Consider the following 17834-nt stretch of genomic DNA (forward strand, 5'->3'; position numbering starts at 1 on the left):
CGAATACATAGAATCTGAGCTTCGACGTGGCACTAGCTCAGGATGGCTTGAGGAAATGGAAAGGCGTAAGAAAATTGAAGTTGATAATTACAATGCAGTATCTGCTGCTCATGCAGAGCAGGGCATTAACTTTGGTGAGCAAGAAATGAATAGCAGAATGTATGCCAGCAGAACCTATACCCAACGCCGCAAGCAGATGGAACAAGATCTGCGAAACTTTGAAGATGCTGATAGCCTACCCTTCGACAAGGACACAGCATTTTAGGTCAACGTTGGTTCTAGCACTACGATTGCCATGCCGAATTATGGCATAATTGCATACATGGAGAAGCTGAAGGCGTTAATACTTTCAGCTTTTTGCTTAGACTTCTGACGCTGAGTGACCGAACAATTCGCAATTCGCAGTGACGCTCGAAGACTCGCTAACGCTGCGAAGATCGCAATTCGCTTTTTAAGGACGTAATTGTAAATTGAGCCGTTGGGGATACAAGCCCACGCCAGTTCGTTCAAGTCGGGAAACCCCGAAGTTGCTCCACTTGGGCAAAGCCCAAGACCGCACTTCTCTTCGCCCACACGACTGGCTCCTCAATTCATTGAGGAAAAAATAAAAAGACGTAGTATCAATGTTCAAGCCCCCGCCGCGAGAAGTGGGGTAATAATTGCGAATTGCGATCTTCGGTAGCGGGGCGTTTAGCCCATTGGAAATTGCGAACTAGTATGACCATCTAGATCAACGCTGCCCAACAGCAGGTGGGTTAACTACAGCTTGTGAAGGTTCATTAGACTTGAATACTCCATTGAAAAAAGCAATCATTCCTAAAACAGCAAATGCAGTAATGATTACCCTTTGGAAGGAATTGAATACAGACTTCTCTTTTACTACTTCATTCCATACTTTTTTAAACTGGTCTTCTTTTGTCTGCGCTGACGTTAAATAATAAAGAGCTTCAATTAAGGGAGAAACATCTTCTCCTTTTTGAGCTTTCTGGCACAACAAAATTTCAAGTTGCTCCTGACGACGCTCAGGGGTAGACAAGTCTATATTTTGCAGTTCGGGACGTATACCATTCAGGGGTTTAATTTGTAGTTGTTCCATAATTTTTCTTTGATGATTTTGTAAGTAAAAAGGTGTAGAACAGCCTTCTACACCCTATAATCTGCAAAGTGGGAGTGGGAAACTATATGCAAGGATTCAGAAGTCAGAATACAGAAATCAGAATAATTAAAGAACTAAGGAACAAGGAAGTTGATAAAGGAATGTACTACTCATCATTTATTCTGACTCCTGACTCCTGACTCCTGACTCCTGACTTCTGGGTGCTAAATTCTTCTCCATATATTCACCTACCACCGCAGAGTTTATATGTTCTATCCTCACAAAATCAATTGACCAAAGTACGGAAAAAAACGGTACTTCGGTCTATAGAAAAATTAAACTATTTATGCTATATCTCTAATTCAAAATTTTGGCTTTGATGGCGGGAATGCTCTCTTGTTGGTGCTACATCTGGCGAATCTGGCTCAAACGGATCTGTGCCGTCAACAAATATTTCCTGTGCCAAAGTTCTGCCGTCACCATCGGTGTCACTATTTAAGACATATTCTAAAACCTGTGATGGCATCCCCTGGCGCACTGCTTGGGCATAGAAAGCTTTCACAAACTCCACCGAGGCTTCGCTACTGGACAAAACCTGCATCGTGCGTTCGGCATCAACTATAGTCATTTTGGAGATGTCTTTGATACCAGCTTCTTGCCAAATATCACTGAAATATTCTAGATATCGGTCATCGAAATTCTGCTCTTGGGCAAACTTTGCTAGTTCTTGTGATTGTGCTTCTATATTTTCAGGCATGGCAATCATGAAGTGAGTTTCAGTTCTTCGCGCTTAGTATTTGAAGTGACCATTTTCATCAACTGCTGATTCAGGTAACTCTGCGCCGAAACGTAAAGATTATCCCAAATCACAGGGTTACGACAGATTTTGCTCCCTACTGTATTTCCGGCCAGCTTCTCTGACACCAAATACTTACGGTAATAGTTCGCCCACAGATGTTGTAGAAAATCCTCAGCGAACTCATCAAAAGGAATAATCCAATTGTAATTCTCATCCAAAAATACCCGATAAGCAGCAACAATCGGCATGGCAATATCAGCAGGTGCAGCGAAGCCAAATGAATACCGACTATCTGGTAACAACGTATTCTTGCGCGGGTCAATTGAAGCTAGGTCAACAACGCCCTTCCTTTTTGGCTTGGTGATGTGTTCTTCAATTACCTGAAATAGCCGTTGCTCAATCCACAACCCCTTTGGTAGTAACGGCAGCAACTTCGATAGTCTTTGTCTTTCAGCCTCACTCAAGGAAGGCGTGTTACTAACAGGTGGGTGTTTGGTTCTGCTGTTGCTGTCAGGATTGTATTTATTTCTATCCAAGCAGTTCATCAACTTAATCAAATGGTTGACGTTGCACTGGGGACTCTTGGGCGCACCGCTTTGGTTTTGGTAATAGGCAACCCGAAATTTTGTTTCTTGCTCACGCTCCAGTTTAGCTAAAAACTGCTTTAGGAATTTATAATCACCCCTGGCGTTAACTTTTGAACGCGCATCCACTGGTGCAGTAGTATTTGAGGCTAGGGCTATATCTTTTGCTTCGTCTTCAGAAAGCCCAATATGAATAGTAACTTTTACCCTCGCTTGGGCAACGTCATAGTTGTAATTCTTAGCTTGCTCAAACGCCAGAATTGTGTGACCGCCGTTAATGATGCCATCGCTACCACCCTCGGAGGCCTCCAGTATCTCTAGTTCTAATTCGGTTTTATTTTTATTGGGTTTAACTTTATTGGCACACAGTACGATTCCACTGTGACGCTCGAAGAATTTTTCGGGCTGAGTCGTTAAACTATCAAAAATTTGCCTGTATGTCGCACTTTTCTTGTTGGGTTCGCGGATATTTGGTTCTAAAGGTAAATCTGTAGGGAATTTATCAACGTGGGCAGTAGCGATAATACATTGTGGGTTGGCATTAATATAGTTGTCTATCTTAAGAGTCCAATTTTTTGGCATGGTTTATTTTTTAGTGAAACTTAATTTAAATATGTTAACGCTACGAGTATTTAGAAATGATAGTATTTATTTTTATTAACCTTTGATAAATTGAGAACCCAAAACAATCATCATTAATAGCGCAATTAGTCTCAACATAGAAATTGAACTTTCTACAAAGTTAATCTGAAAAGTGTTTCCATAGCTATCAAAAACACCTTGAATTAGCAAACGTGCTTTTAGTAAATCAGCGCTCAAAACTGATGATTTTTTTATTTTACCAAGCCCTGGAAATTTGCACTGTTTGAATACATTTTTCCCATAGCAGTTACAGACAGCGGCTTGTTTTTCTGACAATACTTTTCGTTGCTGTTCAGTTTTTTGCCAGCAAGAGTCTTTCGCCACATCTGCACCCAGCCCACTCAGCGATACCAAAGATTCAAAAGGGTATTTGGTTAGCATCATAGAGTTAAATGTTTTGCCCACAGAGTTAAACTCGTTGGTTGGAAGAATACCACCTCCAAATACCACTTGGGGAACTAGCACCAGAATTGTTAATAAAGGTGCAACACTTTGACTCGGTGCAACAGCAGAAACTAATAACCCTAAAATCATACTCCCGAACGAAGCAAGGAAAAGGCTGAAATACATTGCTGCTAAAGTGCTGTTGTCAACAGTTAATTTCACCGCAGCGACCATACAAGCTAAAAGTACTGCTGATTGGTAGAGTGCTAGTAGAAATGCTAACTGAAACTTGGATGCCACATAAGGAACTACACCCAGTCCCGCGCTACGTTCTCGACGGTAAATGGCTGTTTCTTTAGCAATTTCTGACATCGTAGCCAGTGACCCAGACATTACAGCCATAATCACTGTGACAAATAGCATCGTAATTGCCTGGGAAGCGTTACCAGTCTTAGTGTTAAACAAGTCAGACGTCCACAGTGCAAAATTTAATGACCCCAAGATGGGCGCTCCCAAAAGCATTAATGCCAAGCTGATCCTGTTTTTCAATAGTACGGTCAAGTTACGACGACACAGCACCCACCATTGTTGGCGAAACTCCGGCTTGATTGGCACAGGCTTAATTGTGTTTTGAGGAATCGTTTTTTGGCGTTCCCCAACAAACTTTCTGTAGAACGCATACGACTTAAATCCCTCTTCCCATTGTGACGGCGACAACTGACGTTCTACTCTGGCGTAAATTGAATCGAAATCTTGGACTTTGAAATAGTTAAAAGCTAACTTTGGAGGGCCAACATAAGCTAGTCTGCCACCCTTCGCCAGAAAAACTACCATATCAGCGATCGCTACATTCTTGGTAGCATGAGTAATCAAGATTACTGTACTTCCGGCATTTGCTAAACTCCGCAGCAGGTGCATGATTTGTAATTCCGTGCCAGGGTCAAGTCCTGAAGTTGCTTCATCCAGGAAAAATAAACTGGGATTACTGATTAGTTCTACCGCAATGCTTAAGCGTTTGCGCTGTCCACCACTGAGTCGTTCAATGGAGACATTCTTGCGCCCAGTCAGTTGCAATTGTTCAAGTACTTCTGTTATGCGTTGCTGCCTGTAAGATGACGATACCGAAGGGAGCCGCAGATGAGCAGCATAGTTAAGTGCTTCCCCCACAGTTAATTCTAAGTGAACGATATCATCCTGCGGCACATAGCCAATTTTGTTTTTGAAAGCGTTGAAATTCTTGTAGAGATCACAGCCGTCAACAAGTACTTTACCTTTGGCGCGGCGTTGTCCATTGAGTGCATCCATCAACGTTGACTTTCCACCACCGCTAACCCCAGCAATGACTACGAACTCTTTGGGAAGAAATGATAGCGAGATATCGTTGAGCAAAGTTGTCCCAAACACTGGTCTAGTAGATTTGTGCAGTCCAATGGCATCTAATCTCATGCGCTCAATGGAGAGAGTTTGATGTTGCTTTGCATGAAATACTGGGATTTTGGCTGGTGCTGGAGAACTAATTTTTATCTCTATAATCACTAAACCAAGCTGTATCAGATTTCCGTCTGACAAAGCTTTGAGTCGATATGCTTCTAGCCGGATGCCTCCAACGCGTGTGCCATTAATACTCCCCTCATCTACCAAATAATACTGACCTTCTTTGAACGCAATCTTAGCGTGTCCTTTATCTACGCTATGATCGTGAATCACCAAATCATTATATTTGTCGCTGCCAATACTGAAAGGGGTTTTTTGAACCGTGCATTGCTGAGTAGGATTCGTGTGAACAGTCAGATCTAGAGTCTGCATTTGTGCATTGCTACGGAAATAGCCTCTGTATTTCATCGCTCTCCAGCAGATGATACAACAGTTAGGACAAAGATGATATCTTCAAATATATATAGTAAGTAAATTTCAAATAAAACATATTTAGGCTTATCATAAATGTCAAAGTACGTCTGTAGTTCAAAAGATAGTAATGTTTGGCATCTTCCACCAGAAGCAGTCGCACAGCAAACATTTCAAACTGAGGAAGAAGCAATCCAATGGTTTAAACAAAAATATCCTGAGCGAAATTTAGATTTTTCTGGTTATGAGTTTGACGGCAATTATTATAAAAATTATGTTTCTGATAGTAAAACGGAACTTGGGTACATTAATCAGCGTCCTTGATAACTTCACAAAGTATTTTTTCCAGAAGAGCTAAACCAGAAAATAATAGGCTTATTTTTATTTTGAATATGTTAACGCTGTAGGTATGAGAATTTAGGCAGCATTCCATCATTTAGAACTTGGCGATAGTAGCTACATCAATGTGATTTCTCAAGAAACGCTACGCGAAAATTAGGCAAAATCGCTCAAATGAGGAAAAATAAATTGAATAGTAATAAATACTCCATTACCGAGATTAATAACTGTGAGCCACCAACAGAGGTTAAAGCAGTAAAAGTTCATGAATATATTCCATCTATCAATGAGGATTGGATATACGTTGGTGGAACCTACTGGACAAGAGAAGAGGTCGAAAGAGAGTTTGGAGAAGAACAGTTAGAACCAGATCAATAATTCCAAAGCGATTGCTGACCAAAACGGGATGTGGGGTGTAGGGGAAGAGGTTGTTTTCCCACACCCTGCCCTCACAAGGTTTCACCTTTTCTTAATGTTCCCCCTACACCCTTTTCATGAAAGCTTTCTCATGTCCCTGTTCCTTTGTCCTCTGGCTTTTTGGAGAGTAGTCCATCATTTTTCAATTGAGTAATCACCGCATTTCTAACATATTCGGCTGTAGTTATACCTAGTACTTGCGGTAACGATCGCAGAATAGCGTCTATTTCAGGCGGGAACTTAGCACCAATTGTTCTTGCTTGACCACCGATTCCTTTACCTTCCGACTCAAATCCTCTCTTGCCTTTAACTGGTTTTCCCATCACTTTTATCCTTGATTATTTACAGGTTATCCTGTAAAATATATCAAGTCAAGGATTGAGAAATTATTGACTAAAGACGGGTGTTAAAGCCCGTCTCCGTACTCCTTTCTCAAGGGAGTACTAACCACAATTCGCAAGCTTTAAGGACGAATCATGGCTAAGAAGAATTATAAAGCAGCAGAAGCTGTCGAGTTTTACATTGGCAATTATCGATTTGATGCAGTTCGCGTTATTGAGACAAAAGAATATAGAATGTCTCAAGGACAAATACTTACGCCTATAGGTGTAAACCGTAACTGGCTTGGCACGTTACCTAAAAAGGCTCCTAAAGTATATCAAAGTCTTGTGGAGCAAGGGCTAAATCATGATACCCTCTCGACGCAATATACAGTAAATAGCGCAGGTACAAGAGCAGATACAATACCTTTAAGAAATGTTAGAATAATCTGGCGTTACTTTGATAAACAGGGAAATCTTGAAGCTCAAAAGCTGATTGATGCCTTGTCAGAGGATTCGTTAATCAGTAGGTTTGAGCAAGTTTGGGGAGAGTCACGGACAGTTGAGCAACGACGCTTTGATGACTCCCGGATTTTGGACACGCCACGTCCCTGGACAAGAATGTTTGAGAGTGAATTTGAGGAAAATTTAGCAAGGATTACCAAGTTGCATAAAAAGAGTATCAGAAATGGACTGTATTATTGGGAGTTCATCTATGGTTGGATGACCCCAGAAGAGAAAGCCAAACTCGATATCGTTAATCCCGTTCTGCCAAATGGGCGGAGGCGGAACAAGATTCATCAAATGCTATCTGACCAAACAAAAGAGAGATTAACCCCACACGTTACATCAATTTTAATCCTGATGAAGTCAGCTAATTCTGTAGACGAATTGCGGCGATTGGTTAGTCGGCAATACGGGGTTGACCAACCCAATCTTTTTGATGGCTGGAATTTAGGGTAGTTAGCTAGATCGGGAGCGATCGCAATCAGAGCGATCGCTTCCAATTCAAGACTAAACTCCAGGATGCATAGTCAGAAACCCGTTTTTCTCCCAAACTTCTTTGGGTGGGGTGGAATTTCGTACAGGCTGGGATTGGTAAGAATCTGGGACTAAATTCTGTTTGCGTTCATAACCAAAGTTGTGGTCTAACATTTTGATGTAAGTAATATGTGCAGTCCATACATCAGTGATTCTGTCACCCAGTCCTTGAGTATCGAGCTGTTTAGGAAGTTGGACTCCACCATTCCAAACAATTGGTACGTCCTCTTTTTGAAAATGTTCAGTTAATTCCTTACGCACAAACTCAGCAGTCCCGCCGCAAATGATAACTTCATCCAATACAGCAATATTTCTAATCCACCGAATTAAAGCTCGACAGTAATCATCACGGACATCTGGCAAAACCGAGTTAAACAACTTTAAATCAGATTCAACTTCAAAAGATGTGGCCTTGCGTGATAAAGATTGTAGTGCATTAAGATTGCCTTTACTGGCTGACACTAAAGCGAGTGGTATACGTAAATCATCTTTTAATAGCCCAACAGCAGTACGCTCCACAAATTGCTGCACTAACCAATTCATCCCCAACTCCGTAGATTCAGCCTTTGTTGGATTACCTTTAGCCGAAAGAAAAAAACTAGCATTCCGGTAGCCCAACATCAACATTCCAATATTTTTTTGTCCAAACAATGCTCCTAAACCCCGACTCCGGTAAGCCATAATCCCACTCCCCTCTGGAGCTACGTAAAAATTATGTAGTTTAACTTTTAACTTGCCTGTTGGTGTGACAATTCCTTTTCTCAATGCTGATGCCAACTTCTTACCCAAATCTTTGCCATCCGAAATTTCTCCCGGTGGTAGCAACAATTGCACGGAAGCGTCAACACCTTTACTCAAGCCCAATTGACGACACGCTAACCATAATAATCCTGCTACTTTTGGTAAGGCATAGTGAGATTTTAGATCCCTGAGCGCTGGTGTGCCAGCAAAAGTATTTTTAGCTAGAGCGCCCAAAACATAATACTCATCACCTATTCCTACCCAAGTGCAGTTTTCTGACAACTGAGTAATTGAGTTTTTTCCTACATCTGCGATTTCTGGCTCCATTGCCACTACCATCGGCACACCCGAAGGGTATATCTGAACAATTATCTTGTTCTGGCTCCCACCTAAATCAACGGACACAGCTACCCTGGTATAAACGGGCGCAATCTCTTTTTTCGGCGTATTCATTAATTAATGTTTCTCTACTACTACTCAACACCAAACAGCTTGTTAATCTGTTTCACTTCTTCTGGCAGTTCTAATTCCATCAAATCGTCAGTGTCCTCATCCCAGGTTTGGTCATCCGAGGTGGACACTAGTGTTTCATCCGAGGTACTATCGCCAACTTCAGCGTTGTTCACAATAACAGCAGTTTTGACATGAGATTCCAGAAAAACCTCACGAATCAAAGCCGCTTGTGCTTCTAATTTTTTAATTGACCAAATTGCCCTCTGCCTCAGTTCTTCACCATCCACTCCATCAGCAGATTTGACAAAGGGCGACCAATATTCAAGGAGGGTCAACATCACTATCTCTGGTAAGCTCCCTAAATCAAAGGGTTCTGTTTGTAGATAATTAATTACCTGTCCGTCGATAGTATCTAACGTTCGCTTGATTGAAAGAATTACTTGCTGGTTCTGTTCCATTTTTTTTCATGCAAATTTTTCCCTAGTCAGGTACAACAGTCCCACTTCGTTTTACTTTCACTTTGCAGAATCAAAATGCAGAATATGGTTAAAGTCTAACCGAAATATTTTCCTTTACAAACTTAATTTTAATCACCACTAAATCTATCTAATTAGTGGGCTTTAAATTTCTAAATTGTATACCAAACTACAGTTTCTCTAAGACTGTTCTGCAACTAGTCTGCGACTGCTCTATGACTGCTGTATGACTAGTTTGGGGAATCACGGGGAGCAATTGCTCATTTCTCTACGACTAGTCTACGACTGCTCTACGACTGTTCTACGACTGTCGTAGGGAATCACGATTTTCTATATACAACAATTCTTCGATTAAATAATAAGATAACCGTACTTATTACGTTTATTTTGCTTAATTTAGATTCCAGCCATTTGGGCATGGCGTTTAAGGTGAAAAAATGGAAATTTTGGTTGAAAATAATTTTAACAGAGGAAGGGGCGGATGGCTTACGCTATAGCGCGATTAAAGAAATTAAAGCGAAGCAACCTGACAGGCAGCGCATCTCACGCCAGCCGTGAACGAGAAACCCCTAACGCAGATCCAAACCAAAATAATATTAGATTCATTGGCAGTAATAACCCAGAGGAACGACTGGAAGATTTAGTGTTAGCCAAAATTGCCGAGCAAGAGCAGAAACGGAAAATTCGCACAGATGGGGTTTACTGTGTAGAATTTCTGTTGAGTGCATCTCCCAGTTATTTCCGCCCAGATTGCCCAACGAACGCAGGGTATTATGAACCTCAGAAACTAGATAATTGGCTAGAAGCAACGCATCAGTGGTTAGCGGATGAATACAGCGATCGCATTGTCAGGGCAGAATTACACTTAGATGAAGCGACTCCCCACATTCACGCTTATTTTGTGCCTGTGGATGACCAAGGACAATTACGCTGTAATCATTACTTTGATGGACGGCAGAAGATTCATAAATTCCAGGATTCCTACTATGATACGATGCGGCTGATAGGGCTGGAACGTGGGATCAAAGGGAGTAGAGCGCAGCACCAGGACATCAAGGACTTTTACCGCATAGTCGAGGAGGGACGAGACTTAGAAGCATCAGACTTAAGCGAAGAACAGTTACAAGCAAAAGCCGCTGATCGCGACAGGGCAACTCGGCGTAAAGAGGAGATGGAAGCTACAGCCAAAGCTTTAGCCAAAGAAAATGAACTGTTGCAAAAACGGGTTCAGGAATTGGAGCAACAGACAGAGCAATTACGCGACCTAGCCCTAGAAGATGTAGCTTGGGAGTTGGGATTAAATCGTGAACGACAAAGATGGCATGGTCAAAATCACATCATTAATATAGATGGGTCAAAATTCAGTGAGCTTGATCCCAGTTCTTCGTTAGAAGGGAACGGTGCGATTGATTTGGTGATGCACGTTAATGAGTGTAATTTTCGTCAAGCGATCGCTTGGCTAAATGACTGCTTTGGTGAAGCTGGGGCAGAAAGAGCAGCTCTAGCTCAGGCGCGAAAGGTGACTGCTGAGATTATTCAGTCAGAACCACGCCCCACATTCCAGCTAAGAGTTGAAGATAAAACTAAGTGGCTCTCTGTCTCTAATTACTTGACCCAGAAACGAGGCATACCATCAAATTTTGTAGAAGTGCTGCATAACCGGGGGCTGGTTTATGCTGATGACCAACAAAATGCTGTGTTTGTGATGCGGAATCTTGACGGTCAAGCTACTGGCGCATTCAAGCGAGGGACACGGGGAGAAAACAACAACTTTAAGGGTTATGAGAAAGGGACTAAGCGCCGTGATAGCTGGTTTCACTTTCATTTAGGCGGACAGCCAACAGAACCAGCACAAAGATTAGTACTGTGTAAGTCGCCTATCGATGCCGTGTCCTTCGCCATGCTGGAATATCAAGTCAAAGGTGTACCAACTAGAACACTTTACATGGCAGTGGATGACCCCAAAAACTTACCAGTGGAGCAATTGCAGCATATTCCTACTGTAAAAGTGGCTTTTGACCCAGATCACACTGGCGATGCAGCGGCACGAGGTGTTAAGGAATTATTGCCACAGGCTAGAAAACTCAAGTGTAAAGCTAATGATTGGAATGAGGAACTGGTGAATTTTTCACGTCAATTACAACAGCATCACTCCCAACAACGGCATGAGAATCAGGGAATGGAGCTTTAAGGAGTTGTTTCATTGTCTTTCTTCCACTCATCAATCGTCTTACAACCTTGATCAGTTGTAGGAATTAACCCATTTGAGGATACACCAAAGTTTGTCAAGGAAGCATTTTCTGTTTCTGCATCTGCAATTGCATCTCGTAATATCTGCTCTTTTTCTTGTTTTGGTACAATTTCCACTTTTACATCTGTAGGTTGAGGATTACTTCCTTTCTTCAATAAAAACTTTTTTATCGCGTATAATTGCTGTTCTTTAGGAGTGCCTGAGACAAGACATCCCCTAGCTTTGATAAAAAGAGTTGAGTCTAATGAAATATCAGCGAAGCTAGGCTTATTGATAAACTTTATTTCTCCTGCCGGCCCCCATACAAAAATCGGTTTTTGGAAACCTTCTGCGGGAACATCTCTAGTTTCATCACAACCTTTATTTACCTTTCTGTTCAAATTTATCTTGGAATCACCACAAACTTTCCAAGAAACTTTATAGAGATCAGGAGTGCTTTCTACAAAATTCTGGAATTTTTGCTCTTGCTCTGCCTCTGCTGCTTTTTGAGCATTTGCTGCTTTCTGTTCTGGTGATTGGCATGATGACAATCCAACACTTACCAGTAAACCAAACACATAAACCTGAGTTTTATTAAGTTTTAAAATCATAAATAATACCTGATTACCTCAAATATTTTCATCAACATTTTACTAGGAAATTAAGTACAAAGCTCAATTGATCAAATATACTTATTTAAGTTGGATATTAATATAGTAAACAAAAAATATAGTGAATAATCTGGTTTCAAACATTAAGCTACACTTGGCTTATAGCACTGATGAAAAATGCTGAATTAAACAAGCTAAATAGTATTTTTACTCAGCGCTAACCAATGCCAGTTGCACAAGCACAAAGAATGTATAAGAGTGGGATGGGATAGTCTAGTCAAAAAGCAATAGCCAAAAGTACTGTATTTTTAGGTACTTTTGGCTGGAGAAACAATTTGTTACAACTTTTATGATCAGGACGACCTTAACTTTAAAAACTGATGAATACTGCGCTGACACAGCAAGTATTTGACCTAATCAGACTAAACAACCCCTTGATTGCGGTAGAATCTCCACTGCAAGAGAGACTCAGGCTACTCAAAAACCTTGCCGGGGAATGCCAGCAGAAGAACGTCAACTGCTATATATGGACACTCGAAGATGACCAATTGCATCAGTTACAGGTTAATGAGGACTTAGTTTTACAGCAAGTACTAGATTATCAATCAATTGCCAAAAACCGACGTGAACATTACTTTGAGGTTCTGCGATTTTGGAAAACTACTAATTTACAAGGAATCCTGATACTAGAAGGAATATTTCCTTGGTTGGGTACAAATACCAGCGACCCCGATTTCTTTTTGACTGCTGAGTGGATTAAGTCTGCCCTCATTAATTTAAAACTTTACAATCGCAACTCAAATAAAACAGCGATTCTCTTGGGGCCAAACGCCAGCCTTTCATCTGACATTGCGGCGGAAATTCCGACCGTTACACAAAAACTGCCAACAGTTGAGGAAATCAGCACTCACCTACTGGGAGTACTGCCCAATAATTACAGTGAAACGGAAATTCATGAGATAGCCCTGGCTACTGTGGGGATGTACTTGGCAGATATTGACTATGGTATTAAACAAGCGATCGCTTCTGGAAGTACCAACGCCCAAGAACTGACAAAAAAACTTTCCGCTTACAAAGTTGACCTGCTTAGACGAGTTTACAATATTGAATTTCTCCAGCCCCCAGCGATTGAAGTTGGCGGACTGGACTTGATGCAGTCAGCCTTTAAAAGATACAAACGACTGTTAACGCCACTAGCCAAAGCATATAATCTGAGATTACCCAAGGGTATTTTGTTGATTGGCCCCCCAGGTACAGGTAAATCTTATTCAGCTAAAGCTTGCTCCCAGCAATTGGGTATTCCCATGATCATCTTAGAATGGGGCAGCTTCCGTAGTTACGGCAACCTCGCAGAGTACAAACTGAAAAACTTACTGTCACTGGTAGACAGAATTAACCGTGTAATTCTATACCTAGACGACTTTGATAAAGGATTTGCTGGGGATGATGATTTATCTAGGCGACTGGCAGGGATGCTGTTAACCTGGATGCAAGAAAGGACATCGGATGTTTTGATTATTGCTTCTGCCAATAATATAGAATGGCTACCACCAGAACTGACCAGAAGCGGAAGATTTGACGATATTTTTAAGGTGGACTTACCTAACAATGGAGAACGGCACTCGATTTTCACTCTGCACTTAGCTAGATTTGATTATCGATTCCGTAATGGAAATGGGTTCAGTGATGAGGAGTGGCACAGATTGCTGAAAGCCACACATCGCTGTGTTGGTGCGGAAATTCAGGCGATTGTAGAAAGGGCGGTCATTTCTACTTTCTGTCTAATGTTTAAAGATGATGTTCTACCTGTGGGTGAACTGCCGCCATTGAACATTACACTATCAGCTTTGTTAGAAGCGAGAAATAACATTAATCCTCTGGCAATCCGCGAAGCTGAACGGATTGAGAGTATGCGGAATAAAGCTGATTTACAGGGTCAAGCATCTAGTCCGGTTGACTCATCTATATATAGTGTCGGCAATGTCGATATTTTTGGTGGATAAAAGGGAACAGGGAATAGGGAACGGGCAACAGGGAAACCTTCGCAGCCCACGAGGGGCGTAAAGCATGCGGCATAAACAACTGCGCTCAGAGCGTAGCAGTACGAAGTACGGCTTTAAACCTTGCAACTGTTAGAGACGCTACGGCGAACGGGACTATTTCTTTCTCTGTTCCCTGTTCTCTGTTCCCTGTTCCCTGTTCCCTGTTCCCTGTTCCCTGTTCCCTGTTCCCGTCCCGAAGGGGCTTATGTAAATTATGCAGTTATTAAAATCAAAATCTCAAATTGATTTGTACAGTGCGGGTTTTAAATTATTGAATATCCTGGGGCCAGTTGCGGGGATATTAATTATTCTTGCTTCATCAACTATCGCTTACTTACAAACTCGTCCTCAGCATTTACCTATAACGCATACCCTAACCCACAATAGTCGGACTTTTCACCTGGAAGTTGCCACCACGCCAGAGGAATTAGAGAAGGGGTTGAAATTTCGGTCATCTTTACCCAGAGATCGCGGGATGTTATTCAAGCTTGGCAAGGAGTACAAAGATGTCCCTTTTTGGATGTCCCAAGTCAAAATTCCTTTGGACATTATTTTTCTTAAAGACAATGTGGTGACGACGGTAATTCATAATGCCCCGCCCTGTGCAAAAAATCCTTGCCCGATTTATAAAGGCAGTATGGCTACTCAGGTTTTGGAACTCTCCCCCGGTGTAGCCAAAATTCAAGTCGGTGAAAGGCTAAATATCCAGCCAACACCAGTTTTGCATAAAACTGATGTCGCAACTGATAGCAAAATGTCCTTTGTCACAAAATAAAATTCCGGCTCAAGCTACAGCTTTGATATCAGTATAAGCGATCGCCAGATCAGCGAAGTTTTCACTTTCAGCAAGCGGTAAAGTAATTTCCATTAAAATAATTGGCTTACTTCTCAAGTTACTCTCTGGTGGGTGTTTGGGGGAATGCGTGGAAAAATAAGTTATGGAAACTAGAGTTTACCAAAACTATTATTGTGGTTGGGATTATACCCAAGAGCGCCTGTGGGTGAGGGCGTTTTACCCAAGGCGAGGCGATCGCGTTTGTCGATTGGTGAGAAAATGATGATCTACGCTACCTAATACGGTGTGGCGCAGTATGGCTCATGGGTTCACAATCGACAAAACAAATTGATTTAGTGCTGTCCACGCCGCCGCCTTTGACACTTCACCCAGGGGCAGTCTATTTGTCTAGTTTAACTAGCGGAAGTAGGCGGACAATGCAGAAAGCACTGAATGTCATTGCCCGATTGCTGACTAGTAATGAATGCGATGCTTTGTCGTTGGATTGGTCAAAATTACGCTACCAGCATACAGCAGCAATTAGAGCAGTGTTGATGGAAAAGTACGCTCCTACTACTGCCAACCGAATGCTTTGTGCTTTGCGACGCGTTCTCAAGGAAGCTGTACGGTTGAGGTTGATGAGTGCCGAAGATTATCAACGTGCCGTAGACCTCAAGAAAGTGCAGGGTAATTCCCCTTTGCGGGGAAGGTTGTTGGAAACTTCGGAAATTGCGGCACTTTTACGCGATTGCAAGCAAGATGAAGATTTAATTGGGGTACGAGATGCAGCATTAATTGCTGTTCTCAGTGGTTCTGGGGTGCGTCGCTCTGAAGTCGTAGCCTTAAATGTAAGGGATTTCAACCGAGAAGATGGCTCTTTGAAAGTACGCAAGGGCAAAGGGAGAAAATATCGGACTGTATATTTGCCAGTAGGAGCAGTAGCAGCTTTAGAAGATTGGTTAAAAATTAGAGGTAATACCCCAGGAGCTTTGATTTGTCCAGTAAAGCGTGGCGGTCACATTCATATTCGGCAGATGACAGATCAGGCTGTCATGGCAATTTTGAAAAAACGTGCCACTAGTGCCAAGGTAGACGCTTTTAGCCCACACGACTTTCGGCGCACATTTATCAGTAGATTACTAGAATCTGGTGTTGATCTTTTAATTGTCAGTCAGCTAGCGGGACACGCCGACCCCGCTACAACCCAAAAATATGATTTGCGTTCTGAGGCTGCCAAGCGCCAAGCTGTTCAGTTTTTGCACATTCCTTATGAGGATTGAAGAGAAAAGGGAACAGGGAACTCTTAACAGGGAACAGGGAACAGTGGTAAGAATTAAAAGGAAAGAGGGAATAGGGAAATGCGTGTGATGAAGGATTTAAACCCAACGGTGTCCGAGTCCGAATGAACAAACAACAAAACTTGGATCTCGCCTCAACTTTTCTTGCTGTTAAGAGTTCCCTGCGATGCACTGACTTGTGCTGAGTGTAGTCGAAGTAGCTTATCGAAGTGTTCCTTGTTCCGCGTTCCCTCCCCCGAAGGGAGTTTAAAAAACACCAATAAAGGGAAAAAAGTCAATAGGCTCTCTATCAGTTGTTTCTCTAATCCGCGTCATTTAACATCAAATTTTATACTAGTATGCTGATACCAAACAGCTACAGCATTGATAAAAGAATTGTATTGACTATACTTACTGCTAAATAAATTGTATTAAATATTCTCTGTAGCCAAAAGTACTGTTTTTTTCAGTACTTTAGTTTGTAGGTTTATTTTTGGGCATCTCGAATAATATGCGTATCGTTTCAGGAGAATGAAATGCATACTTACCCCTACGATACCGAAAGCGTTGCGAATACAGCAGTACTGCCTCCAGTCAAGAATAATAGCACGATAAAAAATAGCACACTCGGACTGATGGGAGTTACGGGTGCTTTGATGATAGTGTCAATGTCAGTCCACAATATCCTTTTAGGTGGATTAATGATTGCGGCTGCGATGATCATTGCGCTACCAAAGCAATCTCAAGCTTTGTTTACCAACTTTGACAAGCTACAACGCAAGTATGGAGTCAATCTGTATGCGGTGTTGTTTACGATTTTGACGATTGTTTGTGTACTCGACTTTGCAGCAGCGCCAGTATCGGCGCAGTTTTTTAATAATGCTCAAACCTGGATGACTAATACTTTTGGCAATGCTGGAAACGCACAAACAGGAGCAGTAATAGAATTATTTTTTAACGTATTGCGGGGTTTATTCTTGCTATACATAGGCATCAGCTTAGTCCGAGTTGTTCAAGCAGCAAGAAATGATGAAGATTGGCAGTCCTTAGCCCGAACTCCATTAATCATCGTGCTGGCGGTTTTTGTAGGGGATTTAGCCACTGGCTTGATTACTGGCTGATCTGGGGGAGTGTGGGAGCATAGGAAGAGGCAGGGGAGCAGGGAGCAGGGAGACAAGGAGAGAAGTGCGGTCTTGGGGGTTTCCCCCATGAGCGACTGCTGAAAGGGTTTCCCGGCAGCCGCGGAAGTGCCGTCCAAGACTTGAACTTCCTCACCAAGTGGAGCAACTTCGGGAGAAAGAGGTAATTCCTCTTCATCTCCTCTGCACCCCGCACCCTGCCCCAATTCCTCTTCTTCATTCCCCCTCTGCCCCTCCGCACCTCCGCACCTCTGTTCCCTCTGAACTCAATTAATTCTTCAGACGATGAGAAATGAAAAGAAATTTCGGACTGTAAATAGAATCTTGGGAGACAAACCCCGATTAGGGCCATTTCCCGCTGACCAGATTTTCCCTTGGGCAGCAATAGCAATACTAAATGTATTCGTTGTTTATTACACTTTCAAAGCTGGATGGTTGGCAACTGGGTTAAGTATTGCTTGGGGCTGCGCCACTTGGTGGGTAGTTTCTACAAATAAAGATTTTTTCGGGAAGTTTGTCGGCGTACCAAGAATTAATAGAGGATATATGCCTTTTAAAACGATAAAGAAGAATACAGGAGTCAGGAGTCAGAAGTCAGAATATTTTGATAGATAAGCTAAACA

General features: G+C 42.1%; 18 protein-coding genes. 10 read left to right on the forward strand and 8 right to left on the reverse strand.

Annotation, left to right across the window (positions count from 1 at the left end):
- Window positions 1–55 precede the first annotated feature (55 nt).
- On the forward strand, window positions 56–265 hold the full coding sequence (locus QI031_RS31320) for a hypothetical protein (RefSeq protein ID WP_281486247.1): 210 nt from the start codon (window positions 56–58) through the stop codon (window positions 263–265).
- 465 nt (window positions 266–730) lie between these two features.
- Here the strand turns inward: QI031_RS31320 and QI031_RS31325 are convergent, their stop codons facing one another.
- From QI031_RS31325 to QI031_RS31340, 4 genes are all read right to left on the reverse strand, one after another.
- Window positions 731–1096, reverse strand: coding sequence for a hypothetical protein (locus QI031_RS31325; RefSeq protein ID WP_281486248.1), 366 nt, complete (start codon window positions 1094–1096; stop codon window positions 731–733).
- A 349-nt stretch (window positions 1097–1445) separates the two neighbouring features.
- Window positions 1446–1862, reverse strand: coding sequence for a hypothetical protein (locus tag QI031_RS31330; protein ID WP_281486249.1), 417 nt, complete (start codon window positions 1860–1862; stop codon window positions 1446–1448).
- Window positions 1859–3061, reverse strand: coding sequence for an AIPR family protein (locus tag QI031_RS31335; protein ID WP_281486250.1), 1203 nt, complete (start codon window positions 3059–3061; stop codon window positions 1859–1861). Before QI031_RS31335 ends, QI031_RS31330 begins: the two co-directional genes overlap by 4 nt.
- 75 nt (window positions 3062–3136) lie before the next feature.
- Complete coding sequence (locus QI031_RS31340) at window positions 3137–5311, reverse strand: ATP-binding cassette domain-containing protein (RefSeq protein WP_281486251.1); 2175 nt, start codon at window positions 5309–5311, stop codon at window positions 3137–3139.
- A gap of 135 nt (window positions 5312–5446) precedes the next feature.
- Between QI031_RS31340 and QI031_RS31345 the strand changes: the two genes are divergently transcribed.
- Complete coding sequence (locus QI031_RS31345) at window positions 5447–5674, forward strand: hypothetical protein (protein WP_281486252.1); 228 nt, start codon at window positions 5447–5449, stop codon at window positions 5672–5674.
- A 189-nt stretch (window positions 5675–5863) separates the two neighbouring features.
- On the forward strand, window positions 5864–6067 hold the full coding sequence (locus QI031_RS31350) for a hypothetical protein (RefSeq protein ID WP_281486253.1): 204 nt from the start codon (window positions 5864–5866) through the stop codon (window positions 6065–6067).
- Between the two features lie 128 nt (window positions 6068–6195).
- Here the strand turns inward: QI031_RS31350 and QI031_RS31355 are convergent, their stop codons facing one another.
- Window positions 6196–6429 (reverse strand): hypothetical protein, encoded by a 234-nt coding sequence (locus tag QI031_RS31355; protein ID WP_281486254.1) that lies wholly within the window; start codon window positions 6427–6429, stop codon window positions 6196–6198.
- 153 nt (window positions 6430–6582) lie between these two features.
- Between QI031_RS31355 and QI031_RS31360 the strand changes: the two genes are divergently transcribed.
- The gene (locus tag QI031_RS31360; protein ID WP_281486255.1) at window positions 6583–7389 is read left to right on the forward strand and encodes a P63C domain-containing protein; all 807 of its coding nucleotides are present in this window, start codon (window positions 6583–6585) and stop codon (window positions 7387–7389) included.
- 51 nt (window positions 7390–7440) lie between these two features.
- Here QI031_RS31360 and QI031_RS31365 read toward each other — a convergent pair whose 3' ends face one another.
- A complete protein-coding gene (locus tag QI031_RS31365) occupies window positions 7441–8661 on the reverse strand; it encodes a ParM/StbA family protein (RefSeq protein ID WP_281486256.1) in 1221 nt (406 codons plus the stop codon).
- A gap of 20 nt (window positions 8662–8681) precedes the next feature.
- The gene (locus tag QI031_RS31370) at window positions 8682–9119 is read right to left on the reverse strand and encodes a hypothetical protein (protein ID WP_281486257.1); all 438 of its coding nucleotides are present in this window, start codon (window positions 9117–9119) and stop codon (window positions 8682–8684) included.
- Window positions 9120–9618: 499 nt separating this feature from the next.
- On the opposite strand from QI031_RS31370, the gene mobV reads away from it, so the two are divergent.
- A complete protein-coding gene (gene mobV, locus QI031_RS31375) occupies window positions 9619–11328 on the forward strand; it encodes a MobV family relaxase (protein ID WP_281486258.1) in 1710 nt (569 codons plus the stop codon).
- Here mobV and QI031_RS31380 read toward each other — a convergent pair.
- Window positions 11325–11978: a hypothetical protein gene (locus QI031_RS31380; protein ID WP_281486259.1), complete on the reverse strand. Its 654-nt coding sequence runs from the start codon at window positions 11976–11978 to the stop codon at window positions 11325–11327. The genes mobV and QI031_RS31380 overlap by 4 nt on opposite strands.
- A gap of 380 nt (window positions 11979–12358) precedes the next feature.
- Between QI031_RS31380 and QI031_RS31385 the strand changes: the two genes are divergently transcribed.
- From QI031_RS31385 to QI031_RS31405, 5 genes are all read left to right on the forward strand, one after another.
- Complete coding sequence (locus QI031_RS31385; RefSeq protein ID WP_281486260.1) at window positions 12359–13981, forward strand: AAA family ATPase; 1623 nt, start codon at window positions 12359–12361, stop codon at window positions 13979–13981.
- Window positions 13982–14234: 253 nt separating this feature from the next.
- Entirely contained in the window at window positions 14235–14795 is a 561-nt protein-coding gene (locus QI031_RS31390; RefSeq protein WP_281486261.1) for a DUF192 domain-containing protein, read from the forward strand.
- 323 nt (window positions 14796–15118) lie between these two features.
- Entirely contained in the window at window positions 15119–16075 is a 957-nt protein-coding gene (locus QI031_RS31395) for a tyrosine-type recombinase/integrase (protein WP_281486262.1), read from the forward strand.
- A 533-nt stretch (window positions 16076–16608) separates the two neighbouring features.
- A complete protein-coding gene (locus tag QI031_RS31400; RefSeq protein ID WP_281486263.1) occupies window positions 16609–17193 on the forward strand; it encodes a hypothetical protein in 585 nt (194 codons plus the stop codon).
- 303 nt (window positions 17194–17496) lie between these two features.
- Window positions 17497–17826, forward strand: a complete 330-nt coding sequence (locus QI031_RS31405) for a hypothetical protein (RefSeq protein WP_281486264.1) — start codon at window positions 17497–17499, stop codon at window positions 17824–17826.
- Window positions 17827–17834 lie beyond the last annotated feature (8 nt).

Origin of the sequence: Halotia branconii CENA392 (assembly GCF_029953635.1) — a bacterium.
In the GTDB taxonomy this organism is placed as follows: domain Bacteria; phylum Cyanobacteriota; class Cyanobacteriia; order Cyanobacteriales; family Nostocaceae; genus Halotia; species Halotia branconii.

Coding starts and splice junctions, on each gene's coding strand:
- QI031_RS31385 (WP_281486260.1), top strand. CDS start 12,359: ATGAATACTGCGCTGACACAGCAAGTATTTGACCTAATCAGACTAAAC.
- QI031_RS31360 (WP_281486255.1), top strand. CDS start 6,583: ATGGCTAAGAAGAATTATAAAGCAGCAGAAGCTGTCGAGTTTTACATT.
- QI031_RS31390 (WP_281486261.1), top strand. CDS start 14,235: ATGCAGTTATTAAAATCAAAATCTCAAATTGATTTGTACAGTGCGGGT.
- mobV (WP_281486258.1), top strand. CDS start 9,619: ATGGCTTACGCTATAGCGCGATTAAAGAAATTAAAGCGAAGCAACCTG.
- QI031_RS31355 (WP_281486254.1), bottom strand. CDS start 6,429: ATGGGAAAACCAGTTAAAGGCAAGAGAGGATTTGAGTCGGAAGGTAAA.
- QI031_RS31320 (WP_281486247.1), top strand. CDS start 56: ATGGAAAGGCGTAAGAAAATTGAAGTTGATAATTACAATGCAGTATCT.
- QI031_RS31345 (WP_281486252.1), top strand. CDS start 5,447: ATGTCAAAGTACGTCTGTAGTTCAAAAGATAGTAATGTTTGGCATCTT.
- QI031_RS31380 (WP_281486259.1), bottom strand. CDS start 11,978: ATGATTTTAAAACTTAATAAAACTCAGGTTTATGTGTTTGGTTTACTG.
- QI031_RS31400 (WP_281486263.1), top strand. CDS start 16,609: ATGCATACTTACCCCTACGATACCGAAAGCGTTGCGAATACAGCAGTA.
- QI031_RS31335 (WP_281486250.1), bottom strand. CDS start 3,061: ATGCCAAAAAATTGGACTCTTAAGATAGACAACTATATTAATGCCAAC.
- QI031_RS31395 (WP_281486262.1), top strand. CDS start 15,119: ATGGGTTCACAATCGACAAAACAAATTGATTTAGTGCTGTCCACGCCG.
- QI031_RS31370 (WP_281486257.1), bottom strand. CDS start 9,119: ATGGAACAGAACCAGCAAGTAATTCTTTCAATCAAGCGAACGTTAGAT.
- QI031_RS31350 (WP_281486253.1), top strand. CDS start 5,864: ATGAGGAAAAATAAATTGAATAGTAATAAATACTCCATTACCGAGATT.
- QI031_RS31325 (WP_281486248.1), bottom strand. CDS start 1,096: ATGGAACAACTACAAATTAAACCCCTGAATGGTATACGTCCCGAACTG.
- QI031_RS31340 (WP_281486251.1), bottom strand. CDS start 5,311: ATGCAGACTCTAGATCTGACTGTTCACACGAATCCTACTCAGCAATGC.
- QI031_RS31365 (WP_281486256.1), bottom strand. CDS start 8,661: ATGAATACGCCGAAAAAAGAGATTGCGCCCGTTTATACCAGGGTAGCT.
- QI031_RS31405 (WP_281486264.1), top strand. CDS start 17,497: ATGAGAAATGAAAAGAAATTTCGGACTGTAAATAGAATCTTGGGAGAC.
- QI031_RS31330 (WP_281486249.1), bottom strand. CDS start 1,862: ATGATTGCCATGCCTGAAAATATAGAAGCACAATCACAAGAACTAGCA.